The sequence below is a fragment of the Sphingopyxis jiangsuensis genome, assembly GCF_016734905.1.
GTDB classification, from domain to species: domain Bacteria; phylum Pseudomonadota; class Alphaproteobacteria; order Sphingomonadales; family Sphingomonadaceae; genus Sphingopyxis; species Sphingopyxis jiangsuensis.
In genome coordinates, this window is record NZ_JAERPO010000002.1 from 434408 (window position 1) to 454419 (window position 20012).

General features: G+C 65.5%; 23 protein-coding genes. 15 read left to right on the forward strand and 8 right to left on the reverse strand.

What is annotated here, in order from left to right; translation table 11 throughout:
• Window positions 1-77 precede the first annotated feature (77 nt).
• Window positions 78-812, forward strand: coding sequence for a haloacid dehalogenase type II (locus JI743_RS08770; protein WP_227340307.1), 735 nt, complete (start codon window positions 78-80; stop codon window positions 810-812).
• Here the strand turns inward: JI743_RS08770 and JI743_RS08775 are convergent.
• The 6 genes from JI743_RS08775 to pyk all read right to left on the reverse strand — a co-directional run bounded on the left by JI743_RS08775 (window position 809) and on the right by pyk (window position 9584).
• A complete protein-coding gene (locus JI743_RS08775; protein WP_201927936.1) occupies window positions 809-1657 on the reverse strand; it encodes a phosphodiesterase in 849 nt (282 codons plus the stop codon). The genes JI743_RS08770 and JI743_RS08775 overlap by 4 nt on opposite strands.
• Before the next feature lie 42 nt (window positions 1658-1699).
• Entirely contained in the window at window positions 1700-3634 is a 1935-nt protein-coding gene (locus tag JI743_RS08780) for a cytochrome c3 family protein (protein WP_201927937.1), read from the reverse strand.
• A gap of 16 nt (window positions 3635-3650) precedes the next feature.
• Window positions 3651-4532 (reverse strand): hypothetical protein, encoded by an 882-nt coding sequence (locus JI743_RS08785; RefSeq protein WP_227340304.1) that lies wholly within the window; start codon window positions 4530-4532, stop codon window positions 3651-3653.
• Entirely contained in the window at window positions 4532-6967 is a 2436-nt protein-coding gene (locus JI743_RS08790) for a cyclic nucleotide-binding domain-containing protein (protein WP_201927938.1), read from the reverse strand. Before JI743_RS08790 ends, JI743_RS08785 begins: the two co-directional genes overlap by 1 nt.
• 205 nt (window positions 6968-7172) lie before the next feature.
• Complete coding sequence (locus JI743_RS08795) at window positions 7173-7946, reverse strand: arginyltransferase (protein ID WP_201927940.1); 774 nt, start codon at window positions 7944-7946, stop codon at window positions 7173-7175.
• 183 nt (window positions 7947-8129) lie between these two features.
• Complete coding sequence (gene pyk, locus JI743_RS08800; protein ID WP_201927942.1) at window positions 8130-9584, reverse strand: pyruvate kinase; 1455 nt, start codon at window positions 9582-9584, stop codon at window positions 8130-8132.
• Window positions 9585-9686: 102 nt separating this feature from the next.
• Here pyk and JI743_RS08805 point away from each other — a divergent pair, with 102 nt between their 5' ends.
• From JI743_RS08805 to ruvC, 5 genes are all read left to right on the forward strand, one after another.
• Window positions 9687-10007 carry a DUF1244 domain-containing protein gene (locus JI743_RS08805; protein ID WP_201927943.1) on the forward strand — a complete coding sequence of 107 codons (321 nt, stop codon included), beginning with the start codon at window positions 9687-9689 and terminating at the stop codon, window positions 10005-10007.
• A gap of 65 nt (window positions 10008-10072) precedes the next feature.
• On the forward strand, window positions 10073-10315 hold the full coding sequence (locus JI743_RS08810) for a DUF2312 domain-containing protein (RefSeq protein WP_033075583.1): 243 nt from the start codon (window positions 10073-10075) through the stop codon (window positions 10313-10315).
• A gap of 33 nt (window positions 10316-10348) precedes the next feature.
• On the forward strand, window positions 10349-10666 hold the full coding sequence (locus tag JI743_RS08815) for a YbjQ family protein (RefSeq protein WP_201927944.1): 318 nt from the start codon (window positions 10349-10351) through the stop codon (window positions 10664-10666).
• A gap of 55 nt (window positions 10667-10721) precedes the next feature.
• The gene (locus JI743_RS08820) at window positions 10722-11468 is read left to right on the forward strand and encodes a YebC/PmpR family DNA-binding transcriptional regulator (RefSeq protein WP_201927945.1); all 747 of its coding nucleotides are present in this window, start codon (window positions 10722-10724) and stop codon (window positions 11466-11468) included.
• 139 nt (window positions 11469-11607) lie between these two features.
• Window positions 11608-12081 carry a crossover junction endodeoxyribonuclease RuvC gene (ruvC, locus tag JI743_RS08825; protein WP_201927946.1) on the forward strand — a complete coding sequence of 158 codons (474 nt, stop codon included), beginning with the start codon at window positions 11608-11610 and terminating at the stop codon, window positions 12079-12081.
• A 15-nt stretch (window positions 12082-12096) separates the two neighbouring features.
• On the opposite strand, the gene JI743_RS08830 is transcribed toward ruvC, so the two are convergent.
• Entirely contained in the window at window positions 12097-12591 is a 495-nt protein-coding gene (locus JI743_RS08830) for a DUF305 domain-containing protein (RefSeq protein WP_201927947.1), read from the reverse strand.
• Between the two features lie 114 nt (window positions 12592-12705).
• On the opposite strand from JI743_RS08830, the gene ruvA reads away from it, so the two are divergent.
• The 9 genes from ruvA to pal all read left to right on the forward strand — a co-directional run bounded on the left by ruvA (window position 12706) and on the right by pal (window position 19254).
• Window positions 12706-13305 carry a Holliday junction branch migration protein RuvA gene (ruvA, locus tag JI743_RS08835; protein WP_201927948.1) on the forward strand — a complete coding sequence of 200 codons (600 nt, stop codon included), beginning with the start codon at window positions 12706-12708 and terminating at the stop codon, window positions 13303-13305.
• The gene (locus JI743_RS08840; protein WP_201927950.1) at window positions 13302-13604 is read left to right on the forward strand and encodes an antibiotic biosynthesis monooxygenase family protein; all 303 of its coding nucleotides are present in this window, start codon (window positions 13302-13304) and stop codon (window positions 13602-13604) included. The genes ruvA and JI743_RS08840 overlap by 4 nt, the downstream gene beginning before the upstream one ends.
• Window positions 13597-14622 carry a Holliday junction branch migration DNA helicase RuvB gene (gene ruvB / locus JI743_RS08845; RefSeq protein WP_201927951.1) on the forward strand — a complete coding sequence of 342 codons (1026 nt, stop codon included), beginning with the start codon at window positions 13597-13599 and terminating at the stop codon, window positions 14620-14622. The genes JI743_RS08840 and ruvB overlap by 8 nt, the downstream gene beginning before the upstream one ends.
• A 122-nt stretch (window positions 14623-14744) precedes the next feature.
• Window positions 14745-15224: a YbgC/FadM family acyl-CoA thioesterase gene (locus JI743_RS08850; protein ID WP_201927952.1), complete on the forward strand. Its 480-nt coding sequence runs from the start codon at window positions 14745-14747 to the stop codon at window positions 15222-15224.
• Entirely contained in the window at window positions 15218-15916 is a 699-nt protein-coding gene (gene tolQ / locus JI743_RS08855; protein ID WP_236659838.1) for a protein TolQ, read from the forward strand. Before JI743_RS08850 ends, tolQ begins: the two co-directional genes overlap by 7 nt.
• On the forward strand, window positions 15916-16431 hold the full coding sequence (locus JI743_RS08860; RefSeq protein ID WP_201927954.1) for an ExbD/TolR family protein: 516 nt from the start codon (window positions 15916-15918) through the stop codon (window positions 16429-16431). The genes tolQ and JI743_RS08860 overlap by 1 nt, the downstream gene beginning before the upstream one ends.
• A gap of 9 nt (window positions 16432-16440) precedes the next feature.
• Window positions 16441-17259, forward strand: coding sequence for a cell envelope integrity protein TolA (gene tolA, locus JI743_RS08865; RefSeq protein WP_201927955.1), 819 nt, complete (start codon window positions 16441-16443; stop codon window positions 17257-17259).
• 5 nt (window positions 17260-17264) lie between these two features.
• The gene (gene tolB / locus JI743_RS08870; RefSeq protein WP_236659839.1) at window positions 17265-18623 is read left to right on the forward strand and encodes a Tol-Pal system beta propeller repeat protein TolB; all 1359 of its coding nucleotides are present in this window, start codon (window positions 17265-17267) and stop codon (window positions 18621-18623) included.
• Between the two features lie 118 nt (window positions 18624-18741).
• Window positions 18742-19254 carry a peptidoglycan-associated lipoprotein Pal gene (gene pal / locus JI743_RS08875; RefSeq protein WP_201927956.1) on the forward strand — a complete coding sequence of 171 codons (513 nt, stop codon included), beginning with the start codon at window positions 18742-18744 and terminating at the stop codon, window positions 19252-19254.
• On the opposite strand, the gene JI743_RS08880 is transcribed toward pal, so the two are convergent.
• Window positions 19241-20011, reverse strand: a complete 771-nt coding sequence (locus tag JI743_RS08880; protein WP_201927959.1) for a prepilin peptidase — start codon at window positions 20009-20011, stop codon at window positions 19241-19243. The two genes, pal and JI743_RS08880, sit on opposite strands and share 14 nt — an antisense overlap.
• Between the last annotated feature and the right edge of the window lies 1 nt (window position 20012).

Consider the following 20012-nt stretch of genomic DNA (forward strand, 5'->3'; position numbering starts at 1 on the left):
CGGTGCCAGCGAAATCGGGGCACGAAGATTTTCCCGGGATTAATATGCCAACCCAGACTTGTGTTGATCGCCGTCGCGTGCTGACCGGGACGACCGCCGCCCTTGCCTTTGCCGCAGCACCTTCCCTGCGCGCCCAGCCACTCGGCATTCGCGCCGTCGCCTTTGACGCATTTCCGATCTTTGACCCGCGCAGCATCGCCGCGCGCGCGCAGGACATTTACGGCGAGAAGGGCAAGGCGTTGGCGGCGCAATGGTCGGCAAAGCTATTCGGCTATAGCTGGCTCGAAACCGCTGCCGGACGTTATCGCGATTTTCGCACGATTGCCGACGCCGCGCTGCGCTTTACGGCCCGCTCGATGCAGATTCCGCTCGACGATTCAGCGCGGACCGCGCTCGTCGGCGCGTATGACGAACTCGCCATCTGGCCCGATGTACCTCCCGCGCTTGAACGCCTGCGTGCAGAGGGCATAAGATTGGCATTCCTGTCGAACCTTGGCGGCGCAACACTCGAAGCCAACATACGGCGCAACGACATCGCAGAATTTTTCGAGACGCCGCTGAGTACCGACCGAGTGCAGTCTTTCAAACCGTCGCCGAAAGCCTATGCCATGGCGCTCGATGCGTTCGGCATGCCGCGCGAGAATATCGGATTTGCCGCCTTTGGAGGCTGGGATGCCGTTGGCGCGACTTGGTTCGGCTATCGCACCGTGTGGGTCAACCGCTTCGGCGTCGCACCCGAACAATTCGATGCCGCCCCGGCGGTAACGAGCCGCGGGATCGACGGCGTGCTTGCGATGGCCGGTTTGTCCTAAGCGGGACGTTCCGACTTCAATTCCCTGACCAGCGGTTGCAATCGCTCGTCATATTTGGCGAGCATCGTGTGCGCGCCGGCATGGTCGTAAAAGCTGACGAGTTCGCGCCCGTTCCAGCGGTGCAGCGCATAGGCGGGGTCTTCGGCGACGATCATCGGGCGGTCGTCGGGGTGGTCCGCATCGATCGGGCGCAGGTCGAGCGACACCTGCGGCGCGGTCGACGAGCAGATCGCGACGGTTCGCCCCTCCCACGCCACGGTGACGCTGCGATGCAGATGCCCACAGATCAGCCCGCGCACCTGAGGATGACGCCGCACGACATCGGTAAAGGTCGCGACCCAAGGCTCGTCGGGGTCGGTGTTCATCCATTCGATCCCGCTTTCGACGGGCGGATGGTGCATCACGATATAGGTCGGCTTGTCGGGCGCCTTCGCCAGTTCGGCGTCGAGCCACGCCGCGCGCACGTCGCAAAAGGCGCCGCCGTGGCGCCCTTCCTCGAGCGTGTCGATCGTCACGAGGCGCAGTTCGGGAAGCTCGATCACATATTGGACAAAGCCGTTGCCGTCGTCGAGCCCGGGAAAGCGCGCGTGGAAATTGTCGCGCAGGTCGTGGTTGCCGACGCTCGGCCACACCGGAAAGGGACAGCGCGAAAAGGCGGTTTCGAGGCGGCGGTAGCTGTCGGCGTCGCCGCGGTCGGCGATGTCGCCCGTCGCCAGCAGCAGGTCGGGGCGGTTCGGCCCCTCGATGAGCAGGTCGAGCACGTCGTCGAGGCGCTTGCGGTTATATTCGGCCGGATTGTCCGGATCGAATCCGATATGGATATCGGTGATCTGCGCGATCAGCATATCCGTCCCCTGCTCCGGCCGGCTGGTCCGACCCCCAAAAACTCACCCGCCCTGCCTTGCCCCCTGCAAGGAAGGTGTGCGCCACGACACATCGTATAAGCCCCGCTCCCGCTTGCCTGTGATCAGGCTCACATCATAGATAGCTCGTGATGGTTGATGCGTTATTGACGACAATTGCCGCTTGCGCTCGCGCTTCGGTTGCCAGGGCTTGCCGCCGTCCGAGTGATATTCGTGGCACATCGCGCAGGGCGATTCGGTCGCGGTCTCGACCTTGACGATCCGCGCGCCGCCTTCGCCGACATGGCAATCGCGGCACTGGCGCAGCGCGGGAACGAGCAGATCGGTCGAGGCCTTCGATTCCGTCGCGGTGACATGGCAATCGGCGCACGCCGTCTCGCGGTGCGCGTCATGGTCGAACCAGCCCTTCGTCAGGAAGCGCGGCGTCTGGTTGACCGCCATCACGCGCCAATTATTTCCTGCAGCCGGCGGAAAGATCGTGTGGCAGTCGTAACAGGCGCCGCCTTCGGAAAAGACCGCGCGCACGGCGTCGGCGGCGCGCGACGGACGCGCCGCGACCTCGCGGAAATAGATGTTATAGACCTGCCCCTCGGCATATTGGCCGGGGCGCCGCCGCGCCATTCCGCCAAGTTGCAGCGGCCGCGCCGGGGGCGTCGAGCGATAATAGGCCGTCAGGTCGGCGACAACCTGATCGGGCTCGCCGTGGCGCAAGGTGCGCGTCACGCCGCCGACCGTTTCGAAGGCGAGGCTGTGACACATCGCGCAGTCGCGCTCCATCTCCACCGGCTTGATCCGCACGCCGTCGGCGTCGGGGCGGTGGCAGTTTTCGCACTCGAGCTTCTTGCCGAAATCGTAACGCCCGCGAAAACTCGCGGCCATGCGCGCGACGCCGCCGGTCGCCTGCAGATGCAGGTCGTGCGGGAATTTCAGGCCGTTATAATCGCGCCACGGCTTGCCCGGCATCGCGCGCACCGGTTTTGCCCCCGCCGCAGGGCGGACGAGGGGGCGAAGTTCGGGATGGCTCGTCCCGAAATCGGCTGCATCGGCGAGCATCGTCGGATGCCCCGCCGATTTCAGCCGTCCCGCCATGCCGTCGTGGCAATCGGCGCAGAATTTTTGGGGCGTCGCCGCCATCGGACCCGCGCCCTCATGCTCGGTGTGGCAATCGACACAGCGCCCCGCGGGCTTGTTGAACGCCTCGGCAAAGCCCGCGAGCACCTTCTCGCCCAGCCCCGGCGGGTGGCGCGCGGCGAGCAGCATTGCGGTCGGAGCGCCCGCATGCGCCATGCTCATCGCCTTGTGCTCGCCCGTGTGGCAGTTGACGCAGGCGTTGTCGGTCACCGCAACGAAGGCGTCGACATGACACGACTGGCAGTCGTTCTTCAGGTTCGCGTGCGCGCTCGACAGCGGCCCCGAAAGCCACGCGCTGTCGGCATGAAAGCCGTTCGGCCGCTCGTCGACGCCGCGATAGCTGTGCCACGCCCAGATCGGCCCGATCAGGAAGGCGAGCAGCATCAGCGCCGCAAAGGTCCATGCACCGACGCGCTTGCCGAAAAGCACGCTCTGGAGCGAGAATGCCTTGACCTCGTCGACGTCCTTCGACGCCTGCGATAACTCGTCGATGCGTTCGACGAGCAGGATGATCTTGTCATCCTCGCGCGCGATCGTCAGCCGGTGACCGCCGAAGCGCAGTTCGGCACCCGCGGCGCTGTCGATGTCGGCCACCGTTTCGGTCCGGCCGTTGAGGTCGAAACCCAACCCCTCCTGCGCGGTCACCCGCACCGTGCGCCCGTCGCCGCTGCCGATCGTCGCATGATGCGGGTTCACCGCCAGATCGGCGACATGGATCGTGTTCGCGCTGTCGCGGCCGAGCGTGATCGTATCGCCGGGCAGCGGCTGGTCGCGGATGATCTGCTTGCCCGTCTTCGTCGTCGCGATCCGGCGCAGGATGAAGCTCATCGTCCCCCTCCCCGCCTTACCAATAGAAAAAGACGCTGATGATATGCGCCGACAGCGCCGCAATCAGCGCAAAGGTCAGCGGCACATGCACATAGAGCCAGATTTCGAGCAGCGCGCGAATACGCAGATGCGCGCGCAGCCGTGCGAGCGCCGCCTGCTTTTGCCGGAGCAGCCCAACCACCTTCTCGCGCGCTTCGGGGGCGCTGCCGTGCGACGCCGCCAGCGCGCTGAGCGCGGCCGCCGTCGCGCAGCGGGGATAGCGGCCGCTCAACCGCGCGCCGATACCGCCCGCAAACGGATTCTCGTCGAGCGAGGCGAGCACCGGCGCGGTGTCGGCGGGCGACAGCGGCTGCGCGGCAGAGTGGAGCTGGCGGTCGAACGCGCGGATTGCCTCCAGCATCTGCATCTGCGTCATCTGGTCCCGATTGTTCGACAGCGCCTGCGGGAGCGTCGCATAGACGACAACGCCATAAAGCCCCGACAAAATGACGAGCATCATCAACGCCCAGGCGAGCGTGTGGACATTCCAGCCGAGCTGGAAGCCGGTGTGCCAGGTTCCGATGACGATCAGGCTCAATCCCAGATAGACATGCGCCGAGGTCCACGCCTTCAGCGACCAGTAATCGCTCGTCATCTTGCGCTTGCGATAGCCGAGCGCGGTGAGCCACAGGATCAGCAGTGCGCCGATCGTGCCGAGCGTATAGCCATACCAGCTGCCGCCATTGTGACGCGGCGTCACGTCGATCAGCGCGTAGCTGACGATCACGATCAGGCCGAGCGCGCCCGAAATCTTCGCCCAGCGAAATCCCGCATAGCGCAGGAACCCCTCGTGCTGGCGTTCGCGCACCCGCTCGGTCTGCGTCGCCCGGTTGCGGCGGCGGCGAAAGATCGACGCCATCAGTCGGTCGCCTCGTCGAGCCGCGCGATCGACAGAAACTCTTCGGGCGACACGCGGATCGCAGCGCCGGTGGGGCAGGCGCGCACGCAGGCCGGTCCGCCCGCCAGCCCCTTGCACATGTCGCATTTGACGGCAATTTTCTTGGGTTTTTCGTCGCCGAGCTGCTTCTTGGTCCATTTGGGCGAAGGTTCGCCCGGCCCCGGCCCCTTGCCGAGCAGAAGCCAGCTCAAGAGCCCGGGCTTGGGCGGGGGCGCTGCCTCCATGCGGATCACGCCATAGGGACAGTTGCGCATGCAATTGCCGCAGCCGATGCACCCCGGTTCCATGAACACCTCGCCATCGGGGCCGCGGTGGATGACGTTGGGCGGGCAGTCGGCCATACAGTGCGGATGCTCGCAGTGGCGGCAGCTGGTAGGGACGTGCAGGTGGGCGAAGGTCTTCCCCGCCTCGCGGTCGAGCCGCGACAGGCCTTCATGACTGTCGGCGCACGCCTTTTCGCAATTGTCGCAGCCGACGCACAGATTTTCGTCGATCAGCAGCGCATCGGTCGCCTCGCCCAGCCCCTCTTTCATGATGAAGCTGGCGGTGTCCGAATAGAGATCGACCGCGCTCGAATAGCTCGCCTTGCGCGATTCGATGAAGCTGTTCATCTGCGCGCGTTCGGCGACCGCCGCTTCGGTCGCAGCGCGCACCTGCGGCCGCGCCGCAAGCATCGCCTTGAAGCCCGCGCCGGTGAGCTTGATCACTTCGCTACCGACGGCGGCCTTCACCGTTGCATTGCGCGGCTCGTCATTGAGCACCGCCATCTCGCCGAAATAGCTGCCCGCGGGCAAATAGCGGAGGAAGATCGGTTTGCCGCCGATATCCTTTTCGACCACCATCGACCCTGATCGGATGACATAGACATCGTCGCCCGCGTCGCCTTCCTGAATGACGACCTTGCCCGCAGGCACGCGGATCACCTCGGCCTCGTCGACGACGGGGGCCAGATCCTCCACCGTCAGCCCGCCTTTGAAAATCTGGAGCAGCTGGCGTTCGAGCGAAATGCGGTTGATCACGCGCTTGGCGCCGGGGACCGCAGCCATCAGCTTGAGCGCGGCGGTGCGCGACACCTCGACAAATATCGCGTCGGCGCCCGCGCGGATCGTCGCGCCGCGCTTGCGCCCCGAAATCAGCCCGACCTCGCCGAATATCGATCCCTGCTCGATCGGCACGGTGATGTCCGGTCCGACCTCTACCTCGGCATGGCCATCGGCGATCGCGAACAATGACGACCCCGGCTCGCCCTTTTCGAACACCACCTCGCCCTTGCGGTAAAAGGCAACCTTCGAATCGAGCATGAACTCGCGCATCTGAAGCGGCGACACATCGGCAAAAATCCGCACCCGTTCGCGCAGATAGTCGAGCCACTCGCTCACCGATTTCTGCTGCGGCAGGCCCGCAAAGATCGCCGCCAGATCCTTTTCGTCCGCCGGGGTCAGGCTGGTATTGCCATTGATGAACTCGACGACGTCATAGCCCTGGTTCATGCAATGCTTGATCAGCGGATAGCCCGCGAGCGCGCCGATCACGAAAATGCCGGGGACGGTCGATTCAAAGGTCGGCGACAGTTTCGGAAAGGCCTCGCGGTCGGGACCGGTAAATTCGATCCCCATCGATTCGACGAAGCCGCGCGGTGCAACCGAACCCAGCCGCGCAACAATCACGTCGCACGGAATCTTCTCTTCGCCGTCGGGCGTTTCGAGCATCAGCCAGCCCGGTTCGACCTTCTTGGGCTGCGTCTCGGTTCGGATGCTCAGCAGGCCATTCTCGCCCGCGTCCATCATATCGGAGACATTCTTGGCCTTGGCGCGCGCAAAATCCTTTGAGCGGTTGAGGATGGTGACGGTATTTTCGAGCGCTTCCTCGGCGACGCCCAACGCATTTTCGATCCCCGCGTCGCCCGATCCGACGACGGTGATATGCTTGTCCTTGAAATCTTCGGGATCATCGACCTGATAGATAATATGCGGCAGGTCGAACCCTTCGCAGCGCAACCGGTTCGGATTGCCCTGCGTCCCGATCGCGAGCACGATATTCTCGGCCCGGTACACATCGCCCTTCGCGGTCTTGATCGCGAAATCGCCCTTTTGTCCCGTCACCTCGACGACATCGGCGTGATAGGCCACATTGACCTTGTTGTTCGCCGCATCCTCGTCCCAATTGCCAAGGATAAATTCGCGCGCGCCCTCTGCAAAACGACAGTCGGAGCGCAGGTCCAGCCGCTCGGGCGTCGCGAGCACGCGCTTGCCCTTCTGATATTTGAAAATCGTGTCGGACAGATGGTCGGTCTTTTCGAGCAGCACATGGCTCATCCCGAGCTGCCCCGCACGCGAGGCGGCGCTGAGCCCCGCGGGGCCCGATCCGATGATCGCGACCTTGACAGCTTCGCTCATCGGCGCACGACCGCTTGACGCCAGGTAACCGGCGTCCGACTGGTCCTGAAGCTGACGAATGCGCGAACGGGCATCCCAATCCCCCCATCGCCAGCCCCTCCGGCGAGTCCAATACGGATGCGACCCGAACTTATGTCCTGGCGATAGCGCTATGCCCTTGAAAGCGGAGGAACGTCAACCGGCGTGGGCGAATTTCTGGCGCCGTTCAGGCGAGTTCGAACAGCTTGGCAAGCTTGTCCGACGCGACCGGCTCAAACCGCGACCAGCCATCGGGGCCGAGCCGTTCGAGCGGGCGAAAGCGCGCCTTGTAGGCCATGCGCGTCGACCCGTCGATCCAATAGCCCAGATAGACATAGGGAAGCCCTGCATTGGCGGCGCGCAGGATATGGTCGGTGATGATATAGGTCCCCAGCCCTTCGCGCAGCGGATGATGTGCGTCGAAAAAGCTGTAGATCATCGACAGGCCGTCGCCCTGGCGGTCGGTCAGGCAGCAGCCGACCAGTCGCCCTCGGCTGCCGTCGTCGGTGGGCTCGCGATATTCGATCATGAAACTGTCGACCGGAGTCTGCTCGACCATGTCGGCGAAATCCTGCTCGTCCATGTCGGCCATTCCGCCGTCGGGGTGACGCGAGGCCAGGTAGGAACGCAGCAGCGCATATTGTTCATCGGTTGCCCAGGGCTTGCAGGCGCTGACCTTCAGATCGCGATTGCGGCGGATCGTGCGCTTTTGCGAGCTGCTGGGCTTGAACTCGGTTGCGCACACGCGCACCGACACGCACGCCGAACAATCGGCGCAGCTCGGACGATAGGCAACCGACTGGCTGCGCCGGAATCCGATGCGGCCAAGCGCGTCGTTCAGCTCGCTTGCATTATTGCCGTTCAGCTCGGTGAACACCTTCCGCTCGGTCTTGCCCGCGATATAGGGGCACGGCGCGGGGCTCGTTACGAAGAAACGCGGGAAGCGGAATGGTGCGGACACGCGAAATGGACCTCCGGGCTTGCAAAGCTGATCCCCCAACGCGGGAGCGACCGGCTAATTGCACCGAATATGCCGTGCAGCGTCAATGGTGCAAAGTCCGTTTACCATTTTTACACGTCCCGGACTGAATCAGTTCGAAAATTTTCTGAATCGCCCGGTAACTTTTGTGCCGTTTTGAATCGTTCAGGCGTAACCCTTGAGCTCGTCGCCGGTCAGCGTGGCAACGTGGAGCACGTTCGTCGACCCCGGCGTGCCGAACGGAACGCCGGCCATCATCACCAGTTTCGACCCCGCTTTTCCGATCCGGTGGCGCAGCGCCATGCGCTTGCCCTTGGCGATCATCTCCTCAAAGCTGTCGATGTCGCGCGTCGAAACGGCGTGCGCGCCCCACAGCAGCCCCATGCGCCGCGCCGCCTCCTTGCGCGGCGTCAGCACGAGCAGCGGCGCGCCCGGCCGCTCGCGCGCAACGCGGCGTGCGGTCGACCCCGATGCGGTGAAACAGATGATCGCGTCGGCGCCGATCGTCCCGATGATGCTCCCCGCCGCTTCCGCGAGCGCATCGGCGGTCGTCGCGTCGGGTGCGGTTTCGGTGAAATGCAGGCGCCGGAAATAGTCGGGGTCGCTCTCGACCGAGCGCGCGATCGAATCCATCATCGTCACCGCTTCGACCGGCCAAGCGCCCGCGGCGGTTTCGGCCGACAGCATGATCGCGTCGGCGCCGTCATAGACCGCGGTCGCGACGTCGGACACCTCGGCGCGCGTCGGCGAGGGCGAGACGATCATCGATTCGAGCATCTGCGTCGCGACGACGACGGGCTTGCCCATGCGGCGCGCGGTCGCGACGATCCGTTTTTGCAGCGGCGGCACCGCCTCGGGCGGCAGTTCGACGCCAAGGTCGCCGCGCGCGACCATCGCCGCGTCGGCGATCTCGAGGATTTCCTCCAGCCGCTGCACCCCCGAAGGCTTTTCGAACTTGACCAGCAACGCCGCCTTGCCGCCGATCAGGCGGCGCGCCTCGGCAACGTCCTCGGGGCGCTGTACAAAGGACAGCGCAACCCAGTCGACATTCTGTTCGAGCGCGAAGGCGAGGTCCTTGCGATCCTTTTCGGTGAGCGCGGCGAGCGGCACGACGACGTCGGGAACGTTTACGCCCTTGCGATCCGAAATCTTGCCGCCGACCTCGACCGTCGTTTCGATGCGGTCGGCGCTGACGCTTTGAACGCGCAGCACCAGCTTGCCGTCGTCGATCAGCAGCCGGGTATCGGGTTCGAGCGCTGCAAACAGTTCGGGGTGGGGCAAGTGGACGCGCGTCGCATCACCTGCCGCCTTGTCGGCGTCCAGGACGAACGGCGCGCCTTTGGCCAGCTCGACGGGTCCATCCTTGAACGCTCCGACTCGCAGCTTCGGCCCTTGCAGGTCGACGAGGATCGTCGTCGGGCGCCCCGTCTCCTTTTCGAGCGCGCGGATCGCCGCGATGACCCTGGCATGGCCCGCATGGTCGCCGTGGCTCATATTGACGCGGAAGGCATCGGCGCCCGCGCGGTGCAGCGCCGCGATCATTTCGGGGTTCGCGCTGGCGGGGCCAAGCGTCGCCAGAATACGTACCTTGCGCTGGCGGGGGGTAAAGCTCTGGACCACGATTGCTCCGCTATGTCATCTTTGGTTATGGCGACCGCATGGCGCGCCGCGCGCGCCAGTGCAACCGCCGTATAGCTATTCATCGACGAACGGAGAAACCCCATGTCATGCAGCGACGACCCTTTGGCGACCGGCGATGCGCTCGACAGCCTCGACGATGCGGTCGCGGCGGCTGCCTTCCGGCGGCTCGTCCGCCTGCTCCGGCACCGCCACGATGCAGCCAACATCGACCTGATGGGACTCGCGGGATTTTGCCGCAACTGCCTCGGCGACTGGATCGCCGAAGCGGGAGACATGGACAAGGAGAGCGGCCGCGCAATCGTCCACGGCATGCCGACCGCCGAATGGAAGGCGCGCCATCACACCCCCGCCACCCCCGAACAGCTTGCCCGGATGGAAGAAAGCATGGCGAAGAATCCTTGAGGCCGCTAGGTGAGCGGCCAAGGCGATTCTCTTCGCCATCCCAATCCAATCCAGCGGAGTGAAAAATGAGCGAAGCCACCGTGTCCGACGAACAATTGCGCCTGTTCATCGAGCGTATCGAGCGTCTGGAGGAAGAGAAAAAGGGCATCGCCGACGATATCCGCGACGTGTATCTGGAGGCCAAGTCGCAGGGTTATGACCCCAAGATCATGCGCCAGATCGTGCGCCTGCGCAAAATGCCGCCGCACGACCGCAAGGAAATGGAAGCGATCCTCGACGTGTATAAATCGGCGCTCGGAATCGCCTGACACCGCCGCCGATATCCAGCAGGGAGAATGACGATGTTCAGCACCACGACCAATGCGATCGAAGGCCATCCGGTCCGCGAATATCTGGGCATCGTCACCGGCGAAGTGATCGTCGGCGCCAATCTGTTCCGCGACCTGTTCGCCAGCATCACCGACATCGTCGGCGGCCGCTCGGGCAAATATGAGGATGTCCTCGCCCGCGCGCGCAAACAGGCGATTGCCGAGATGGAGGGCGAAGCGGTGCGGCTCGGCGGCAATGCCGTGATCGGCGTCGACCTTGACTATGAAGTCCTCGGCCAGAACGGCTCGATGCTGATGGTCAGCGCGTCGGGAACCGCCGTGGTTGTCTGAAACGGCTCGCCGCGCTAGGGGCGACGCCAGATTATCCCGTTGATGGAGGTAGGCCGTGGCCGGCCATAGTAAATTCAAGAACATCATGCACCGCAAGGGTGCACAGGACAAAAAGCGCAGCAGCCTCTTTTCGAAGCTGAGCCGCGAAATCACCGTGGCGGCCAAGATGGGCTTGCCCGATCCCGACGCCAACGCGCGCCTGCGCGCCGCGGTCAACGCCGCCAAGGCGCAGTCGATGCCAAAGGACAATATCCAGCGCGCGATCGACAAGGCGAGCGGCGGAGACGGCGAGAATTATGAGGAAATCCGGTATGAAGGCTATGGCCCGGGCGGCGTGTCGCTGATCGTCGAGGCGCTGACCGACAACCGCAACCGCACCGCGACCAACGTCCGCACCGCCTTCAGCAAGAATGGCGGCAATCTCGGCACATCGGGCAGCGTCAGCCACGGTTTCGACCGCCTTGGCATGATCAGCTATGCGGCAAGCGCGGGCGACGCCGACACGGTGTTCGAAGCCGCGCTCGACGCGGGCGCCGACGACGTCGAATCGTCCGATGACGGCCACGAAATCTGGACCAGCGTCGATAGCCTGCACGAAGTCGCGAAAGCCCTTGAGGCCAAGCTTGGCGAGGCCGAAGGCGTCAAACTTGCGTGGCGCCCGACGCTGAAAAGCGAAGTCGCCGACGAGGCGACCGCGCAGACATTGTTCAAGCTGATCGACACGCTCGACGACGACGACGACGTCCAGACCGTGTGGGGCAATTACGACATCCCCGACGCGGTGATGGAGAAACTGGGTTGAACCCAATCCTCCCCACTTGTGGGGAGGTGGCAGCGCGAAGCGCTGACGGAGGGGGGGTGCGGCCTTTAGCGCCGCTCGAAACCGCGAGCCCCCTCCACCGCTTCGCGGTCCCCCTCCCCGTTCCGGGGAGGATTTTTCGATGATCATCCTCGGCCTCGATCCGTCGCTCAGCTGCACCGGCTGGGGCGTCATTCGCGTCGAGGGCAGCCGGATCAGCCATATCGCCAACGGTCAGGTCAAGACCGACGCCAAGGCCCTGCTGCCCGACCGCCTTGCGCATCTCGACACAGTGCTCGCTGCCGTGATCGCCGACCATGCGCCGACCCACGCCGCGGTCGAGGAAGTTTTCGTCAACGACAATCCGCAATCGACGCTGAAGCTCGCCCACGCACGCGGCGTCGCGCTGCTCGCCTGCGCGCGCGGCGGCCTGCCGGTGGCCGAATATGCTCCGCGCCTCGTCAAGAAAGCGGTTGTCGGCACCGGCGGCGCGGCGAAGGAGCAGGTGCAGGCAATGCTGCGCATACTCCTCCCCGGCGCCAAGGTCGCGGGAGCCGACGCCGCCGATGCGCTGGCGGTGGCGATCTGCCACGCCAACCATCGGCCGCGCGCCTGACCGGCGTCGGTTCGATCAGGAAGCTGCTTTTGCCGGCGGCAGGTCGGGGGCGTCGTCGGGGATCGGATTGGCTTCGATATCGGCGATCAGCCTCTTCATCTCGTCGATCTCGCGCACCTGCGCCTTGATGATCTCGTCGGCGAGTTCGCGCACGCGCGGGTCGCGGATGTGCGCGCGGCTGCTCGTCAGGATGGCGATCGAATGGTGCGGGATCATCGCTTTCATATAGGAAATATCGCCGACCGTCGCCTGGCTGCGCACCAACCACAGCGACCCGGCGCCGACAATCAGCGCGCCCGCGACGATCGCGACCTTGGTGCGCTGCCCGTCGTACATGCTCCACATGAAGCCCAGCATGATCACCGCCATCGTCGCCCCCATCAGCAGCGCCATCCAGGTGCGCGTCTGGCTGTAAAATTGATGGTCGAGCGCATAGCTGTTGAGGTACATGAGGATGAACATGACCAGCGTCGAAGTCGCGATCATCGCGGCGAAGCGTCGATAGCTCATGGGGCTTCCTTTCCTGTTTGTCCCTGTTCGAACCCGCGAGCGGCGCGAAAGGTTCGCCCGAGGGCACCGCCAAATCTGTTCCCTTTTCATTCCCACCGCGCTACGCACGGAGGCATGATCGCGAAACTCACCGGACGGCTCGACAGCAGCGGCGCAGGCCATGCGGTGATCGACGTCGGCGGCGTCGGCTATCTGGTCGAGGCGTCGGCGCGCACGCTCGACGCGCTCGGCGCGGTGGGCAGCGACGTCACCATTCACACCGAAATGCTCGTCGGCGAGGATTTCCTGCGTCTTCTGGGCTTTGCGCGCGCCGAGGAACGCGACTGGTTCCGCCTGCTCACCAGCGTCCAGGGCGTCGGCGCCAAGGTCGCGCTCGCGATCCTCTCCGCGCTCGAGGTCGCCGACCTTCAGCGCGCGCTCGCGAGCGGCGACAGCGCGATGATCGCGCGCGCCAATGGTGTCGGCCCGAAACTCGCGCAGCGCATCGCGCACGAACTGAAGGACAAGGCGGGCGCGCTCGTCGGGATCGCGGGCGGCAGCGTCACCAGCCTGCCCGTCGGCGGCCCGCTCGGCGACGCCATCTCGGCGCTCACCGGTCTCGGCTTCAAGCCCGGCGAAGCGAGCGCCGCGGTTGCCGCAGCGAGCGAGGAGTTGGGCGCAGGCGCGAATTTGGATGCGCTGGTGCGCGTGGCGCTGAAAAAGGCGGCGAAATGAGCCATTCGATCATCTGGCAATTTACCGTCGCGCCCGACAATTGCGAAGCTTTCGAGGCAGGCTATCGCCCCGACGGCCCCTGGGCTGCATTGTTTGCGCAAGCCGAAGGATTTATCGAAACCCAACTGCTCAAGGATGCCGAGCAGCCCGGTGTCTATCTGACGATTGACCGTTGGGCATCGCTGCAGGCCTTCGGTCGTTTCAAAAGCGAACATGCCATTCCCTATGCGGCACTCGATGCCAGCTTCGACGGGCTTGCGGCGACGGAAAGGCGCATCGGCGCCTACCACCATGTCTGAGCCCGTCGACCTCACCACCCCAATCCGCACCGCCGAGGATGCCGATGCGGCACTGCGGCCCAAGTCGCTCGCCGAGTTTGTGGGGCAGGCAGCGGCGCGCGAGAATTTGCGGGTTTTCATCGAGGCGGCGAAGGCGCGCGGCGATGCGCTCGACCATGTGCTCTTTTTCGGCCCGCCGGGGCTCGGCAAGACGACGCTCGCGCAGATCGTCGCCAAGGAGCTGGGCGTCGGCTTTCGCTCGACCTCGGGACCGATTATCGCCAAGGCGGGCGACCTCGCCGCGCTGCTCACCAATCTGGAGGACGGCGACGTCCTGTTTATCGACGAAATCCACCGCCTGTCGCCCGCGGTCGAAGAAATCCTCTATCCGGCGATGGAGGACCGCGCGCTCGACATCATGATCGGCGAGGGACCGTCGGCGCGCAGCGTACGCATCGACCTTCCCAAATTCACCCTCGTCGGCGCGACGACGCGGCAGGGGTTGCTGACGACGCCGCTGCGCGATCGCTTCGGCATTCCGGTGCGGCTCAATTTCTACACCCATGCCGAGCTTGAGCAGGTGATCGGGCGCGCCGCGAGGCTGCTCGGCCTCGGTATCGCGCCCGACGGGGCGCTCGAGATTGCGCGGCGCGCGCGCGGGACGCCGCGCATCGCGGGACGCCTGCTGCGCCGCGTGCGCGATTTCGCGACCGTGGCGGGGCATGACGTCGTCGATGCAAAGACCGCCGACGCCGCGCTCAACCGGCTGGAGGTCGACGCGCTCGGCCTCGACGCGATGGACCGGCGCTACCTTACGATGATCGCCGACATCTATCGCGGCGGCCCGGTCGGGGTCGAAACGCTCGCGGCGGGATTGTCGGAACCACGCGACACGATCGAGGATGTGATCGAACCCTATCTCCTGCAGATCGGGCTGATCGCGCGCACCGCACGCGGCCGCACGCTCAACGCCAGCGCATGGAAGCATCTGGGACTCAACCCGCCCGCGGGGTCGCAGGACGGGCTGTTCGACAAATGATCCCGTCGCCCCCGCGAAGGCGGGGGCGACGAGTTTATGCCCTCCACCAAGCGGCCCTCATCTGCGACGAGCCGTGTATGAGGGCTTTGCGACTAGTCGAAGCGCGGCTATCGCTCTCCACGATGGTAAACGCCCCGCCCCCCTTCGTGCCCGGCGCCTTCGTCGGGGCCGAACATCGGTACCGCGTGCGCATCTATTTCGAGGACACCGACCTCAGCGGCATCGTCTATCACGCCAATTATCTGCGCTATATGGAACGCGCGCGGTCGGACATGCTGCGGCTTGCCGGGATCGACCAGCGTGCGGCGATGGAGGCGGGCGATGGCGCCTGGGCGGTCACCGACCTCGCGATCAAATATCGCCGCCCGGCCAGGCTCGACGACGACCTGCTCGTCGTGAGCGAGGTCGAGGCAGTGCGCGGTGCAAGCGTTGTCATCGCGCAGCGCATCCTTCGCGGTCATGATACGTTAAGCTGCGAAACGCTTATCGAGGGCCGCGTCACCGCCGCATTTCTGTCCCCCGAAGGCCGGCCGCGTCGCCAGCCTGCGGGATGGGCCGAAAGATTCACCGCGATCATGAATGGAGAGACCTCCCCTTGCTAGACAATATCTCGCTGGCCGCCGACGCGGCGACCCTGTCCCCCATCGCCCTGTTCCTGCAGGCCGACTGGATCGTGCAGGCGGTGATGATCGGGCTGCTGCTCGCCAGCATCTATGTCTGGGCCGTCATCTTCACCCACGGCACCGGCGTCGGCCGCCTGATCGGCGCGTCGGAGCGGTTCGAGCGCGATTTCTGGCGCGCGGGCAATATCGACAAATTCTATGACGAGAATGGCCGCGAGGAACTGCCGAGTGCCAAGGTGCTCGCGGCGGGAATTTCGGAATGGCGCCGTTCGACCGCCGGCAAGGCGGTCGACCGCGAAGGTACGCGCGAACGGCTTGGCATCGCGATGAACAGCGCGGTTGCGGCCGAGGTTGACCGACTCGCCGAAAAGATCGGCGCGCTCGCCACCATCGGGTCGGTCGCACCCTTCGTCGGTCTGTTCGGTACCGTGTGGGGGATCATGCGCAGCTTCACTGCGATCGCGGCGTCGAACAACAGCAGCCTGGCGGTCGTCGCGCCCGGCATTGCCGAGGCGCTGTTCGCGACCGCGATCGGCCTGTTCGCCGCGATCCCTGCGGTCATCGCCTATAACGCCTTCTCGCAGCGGCTGAACCGGCTCGAATCGCGGCTCGGGCGCTTTGCCGACGGGCTTCACGCCACCTTCAGCCGCGAGCTGGAGGTCGACGCCTGATGGCGATGACCGGCCCCTCAGGCGGCATCGGCGGACGCCGCGGGCGCGGCGGACGGCGCGCGCCGATGTCCGAAATCAACGTCACGCCGCTCGTCGACGTGATGCTCGTGCTGCTCATCATCTTCATGATCACCGCGCCCTTGCTCGCCTCGGCCGTTCCCATCGACCTTCCCGAAAGCCGCGCCAAGCCGGTCGAGACCGAAGAGCAGGAGCCGGTCCAACTATCGATCGGAGCCGACGACACCGTCTATATCGGCGAGGACATCGTGCCGGAGGCCGAACTTCCCGCGCGTCTCGACGCGATCGCGCGCGAACAGCGCGACGGCGAGCGGCCGCGCCAGATCATGCTGCGCGCCGACAAGGGGCTCGAATATGGCCGGGTGATGCGGATCATGGGCGAGCTCAACCGCGCCGGGCTGACGCGCATTGCGCTGGTGACAACGGGCGCCAATGCCGAAGCCGCGCCAACCGCGAGCGCCGAAACGGTCACCGACGGTTCAGGCAGCGCGGAATAGGCTGGCACCATGGTTGCAGACGCACCACGACAGGGGAGTGAACGAACGGGCATCGCCATCGCGGTGGCGCTGCATGTCGTCCTCGTTGGCCTGTTGTCGGTGCAATGGACCGCAGGCGAGCGCCGCTTCGACAATCCGCCGATGGAGGTCGACCTGATCGCCGAAACGGCGGTGCAGTCAACGGCGCCGGTGCTCAGCGACAATCCGCCCGCCGCGCGGCTCGGCGACGAACTCGCCGACGATATTGCAGCGCCCGAACCGACGCCCGCGCCGCCGGTCCCCGACCCCATCGTCCGCCCCGACCCGGCGCCGTCGCCCAAACAGGTGTCGCGGCCCGCACCGCCACGAAAGCAGCCGCCCGCCGCCGAAAAGGCCCCGCCCAAGGCGTCGCCCAAGAGCACGCCCGCCAAGGATCGTCCGACGCGACCGACCGGGCGCCTCGACGGCATCGCGGAAGGCTTGTCGAAAACGCCGCCCAAAAGCGCATCGAGCAAGGGCGCGCCCGCTGCGGCCACCGCCGCAGAGGTTCGCCGCTCGATCGACGTCAGCATCAAGGCGGCGGTCGGCCCGCGCTGGAACAGCTGCCGTGTGTCGGGAGTCGACGTCGATCAACTCAAGACCGTTGTGAGATTCCGCCTGAGCGAGTCGGGCGCGCTCGCCGGCTTTACCAGCGTCGAGACGAGCGGCGAGAACGACAGCAACCGTTTCCAGATTCAGCGCCACCAGGAATGCGCCAAGCGCGCGATCGAACTGGCGGCGCCCTTCGACCTGCCCGAGGACAATTACAGCTTCTGGCAGAATTACACGCTCGACTTCATCAAAAGGTAGGTTCCATGCTGCGTCCCACCCTCTTCTCGCTCACCCTGATGCTAACCACCGCGTCGGCGCTCGCGCAGACGCCACCCCCCGCCGATCCCGCGCCTGCCACGCCGCGCGAGACGATCGAGGGCGAGTTGTCGCAAGACCGCACCGTCATCGCGATCCCTGCGCTCGCAACGCCGCAGGTCGCGACGGTTGCGGGGCTGCGCACCGACAGTCTCGGCCGCCAGATTGCCGAGGTGATCGCCGCCGACCTCGAACGCAGCGGTCTCTACGCACCGCTCGGCCCCGGCAGTGTCCGCGCGATCGAAATGGGCGAGGTGCGCGCACCGCGCTTTGCCGACTGGCAAGCGCGCAACGCCGAAAATGTCGTTCACGGCTTTGTGCAGGCGAGCGGTACGGGCGGCTTTGTCGTCGGATGCTATCTTTATGACACGCAGCTCGGCAGCGAGCTGGTGCGGCAGGGGTTCGAGATCCAGCCCGCCGACTGGCGCCGCGCCGCGCACAAATGCGCCGACGCCATCTATTCGCGCCTGTCGGGCGAGGCACCCTTCTTCGACAGCCGCGTCGCCTATATCGCCGAGAGCGGCCCCAAGGGGAACCGCATCAAGCGGCTCGCGATCATGGACTCCGATGGCGGCAATCACCGTTTCATCACCAACGGTCAGGCGCTGGCGATCAGCCCGCGTTTCTCGCCCGATTACAAGAAGATCGTTTACGTCAGCTATTTGAACGACCGCGTGCGTGTTTTCATCTATGACATAGCCAGCGGCTCGCAGAAGCTGGTGACCGAAAGCGGCAATGCGACTTTTGCGCCGCGCTGGTCGCCCGACGGGCGCCAGATCCTCTTTTCGATGGCGGTCGGCGGCAACACCGACATCTATCGCGTGTCGGCCGACGGCGGCACGCCGGTGCGACTGACCAACGCGCCGGGAATCGACGTCGGCGGCAGCTTCTCTCCCGACGGGCGCAAGATCGTGTTTGAAAGCGACCGCTCGGGAAGCCAGCAAATCTATACGATGAATATCGACGGATCGGACCAGCGGCGGATCAGCTTTGGCGGCGGGCGCTATGCGACCCCCGAATGGTCGCCGCGCGGCGACCTGATCGCCTTCACGCGCATCGGCGGCGGCGAGTTTCGCGTCGGCGTCATGACGCCGAGCGGCGGCGGGGTGCGCTTGCTCACCAACAGTTGGCAGGACGAAGCGCCGACCTGGTCGCCGAACGGGCGCGTCATCCAGTTCTTCCGAACCTCGCCGGGGCGCGACGGCAAGTCGAGCCTGTGGCAGGTCGACCTGACCGGCGTAAACCTGCGCCGCCTGCCGACACCGCAGGACGGATCGGACCCGAGTTGGGGGCCGGTGCTGCCCTGATCCGCTGCATATCAGGCGGAACCAAAGGATTTCCGTGGGGTTCAGATGAGGCGTTCATATTGGATTCATCGGCGAGAGCCACGGAACAGATGAAGACAACAAGAAGAGGACAAACGTCATGACGATACGCAAAACCACCGCAATGATTGCTGCGATCACGATGCTTTCGGTTGGCGCGTGCGCCAAGAAAGCTCCCGACACGCTTCCCCCCGCGCCCGAGGGCACGGGCACCGACACGGGCACCGGCACCGATACCGGGGTCGTTCCCGGATCGCAGGCCGACTTCATCGCCAATATCTCGTCGGACCGCATTTTCTTCGATTACGACCAGTATAATGTCGATGCCGAAGATCAGGCGACGCTGCGCAGCCAGGCGCAATGGCTGCAGCGCAACCCCGCGGTCCGCGTCACGCTCGAAGGCCATGCCGACGAACGCGGCACGCGCGATTACAACATCGCACTCGGCGAACGCCGCGCCAACGCCGCGAAGAATTATCTCGCGTCGCTGGGCGTCGACCCGAACCGCATCCAGGTCATCAGCTATGGCAAGGAACGTCCCGCAGCGATCGGATCGAACGAGGAAGCCTGGGCGCAGAACCGCCGCGCGGTGACGGTCGTTATCGGACGCTGATCAGCAGCCACAGCGGCACCGCGGTCCACGCCGCGGCGCACGCGAAAACACCGAAGGGGACCCGTCGCTCGCGGAGCGGCTGGTCCCCTTTTCCTTGAGCGATGAGCGCCCACGCGATCCCGCCCAAGCTGGCGAGAAGCAGGACCAGCGGCAGCGCCTGCCAGCCGGTCCATGCGCCGATTGCCGCGACAAGCTTTGGGTCACCGCCGCCCATCCCCGTCGCCCCGCGACGCTTGCGATAGAGCCATGCGACCAGCGCGAGCACGCCCCCACCAACGAGAGCGGCGATCCAGCGGTCGAGCAGGCCGGTGTCCAACAGCGGGCCGGCGAGCAGGATTCCCGCTATCGCCAGCAGCAGGTTGAGCCGATCGGGCAGCCAGAAATGGCGCGCGTCGAGCAAGGCGAGCGGCAACAGCAGCCAGCCGAACACGGCCCAGATCCAACCCTGCACGCCCGGCAGCAACGCCAAGGCGCCCGCGCCGATCAGCGCCGCCGCCAGCTCGACGCTGCCGTGAAAGCGATCGATAGCCGCGCCGCAGTGGCGGCAGCCGCCGCGCAATATCAAAGCCGACACGAGCGGAACGAGATCGCGCGCGCCAACGGGCCTGGCGCACGCATCGCAGCGTGACCGCCCGGCGAGCGATTGCCCCTCTGGCCAGCGCAGCACAAGCGTCGCGATAAAGCTGCCGAGGACCGCACCCAACAGTCCGGCGAGCGCGACGCCTGCGCCCCATGGCAAGGCGTCGATGGCGGTCATG

Coding starts and splice junctions, on each gene's coding strand:
- JI743_RS08775 (WP_201927936.1), bottom strand. CDS start 1,657: ATGCTGATCGCGCAGATCACCGATATCCATATCGGATTCGATCCGGAC.
- JI743_RS08780 (WP_201927937.1), bottom strand. CDS start 3,634: ATGAGCTTCATCCTGCGCCGGATCGCGACGACGAAGACGGGCAAGCAG.
- JI743_RS08785 (WP_227340304.1), bottom strand. CDS start 4,532: ATGGCGTCGATCTTTCGCCGCCGCCGCAACCGGGCGACGCAGACCGAG.
- JI743_RS08790 (WP_201927938.1), bottom strand. CDS start 6,967: ATGAGCGAAGCTGTCAAGGTCGCGATCATCGGATCGGGCCCCGCGGGG.
- JI743_RS08805 (WP_201927943.1), top strand. CDS start 9,687: ATGTCATGCAGCGACGACCCTTTGGCGACCGGCGATGCGCTCGACAGC.
- JI743_RS08810 (WP_033075583.1), top strand. CDS start 10,073: ATGAGCGAAGCCACCGTGTCCGACGAACAATTGCGCCTGTTCATCGAG.
- JI743_RS08815 (WP_201927944.1), top strand. CDS start 10,349: ATGTTCAGCACCACGACCAATGCGATCGAAGGCCATCCGGTCCGCGAA.
- ruvC (WP_201927946.1), top strand. CDS start 11,608: ATGATCATCCTCGGCCTCGATCCGTCGCTCAGCTGCACCGGCTGGGGC.
- JI743_RS08830 (WP_201927947.1), bottom strand. CDS start 12,591: ATGAGCTATCGACGCTTCGCCGCGATGATCGCGACTTCGACGCTGGTC.
- ruvA (WP_201927948.1), top strand. CDS start 12,706: ATGATCGCGAAACTCACCGGACGGCTCGACAGCAGCGGCGCAGGCCAT.
- JI743_RS08840 (WP_201927950.1), top strand. CDS start 13,302: ATGAGCCATTCGATCATCTGGCAATTTACCGTCGCGCCCGACAATTGC.
- ruvB (WP_201927951.1), top strand. CDS start 13,597: ATGTCTGAGCCCGTCGACCTCACCACCCCAATCCGCACCGCCGAGGAT.
- JI743_RS08850 (WP_201927952.1), top strand. CDS start 14,745: ATGGTAAACGCCCCGCCCCCCTTCGTGCCCGGCGCCTTCGTCGGGGCC.
- JI743_RS08860 (WP_201927954.1), top strand. CDS start 15,916: ATGGCGATGACCGGCCCCTCAGGCGGCATCGGCGGACGCCGCGGGCGC.
- tolA (WP_201927955.1), top strand. CDS start 16,441: ATGGTTGCAGACGCACCACGACAGGGGAGTGAACGAACGGGCATCGCC.
- tolB (WP_236659839.1), top strand. CDS start 17,265: ATGCTGCGTCCCACCCTCTTCTCGCTCACCCTGATGCTAACCACCGCG.
- pal (WP_201927956.1), top strand. CDS start 18,742: ATGACGATACGCAAAACCACCGCAATGATTGCTGCGATCACGATGCTT.
- JI743_RS08880 (WP_201927959.1), bottom strand. CDS start 20,011: ATGACCGCCATCGACGCCTTGCCATGGGGCGCAGGCGTCGCGCTCGCC.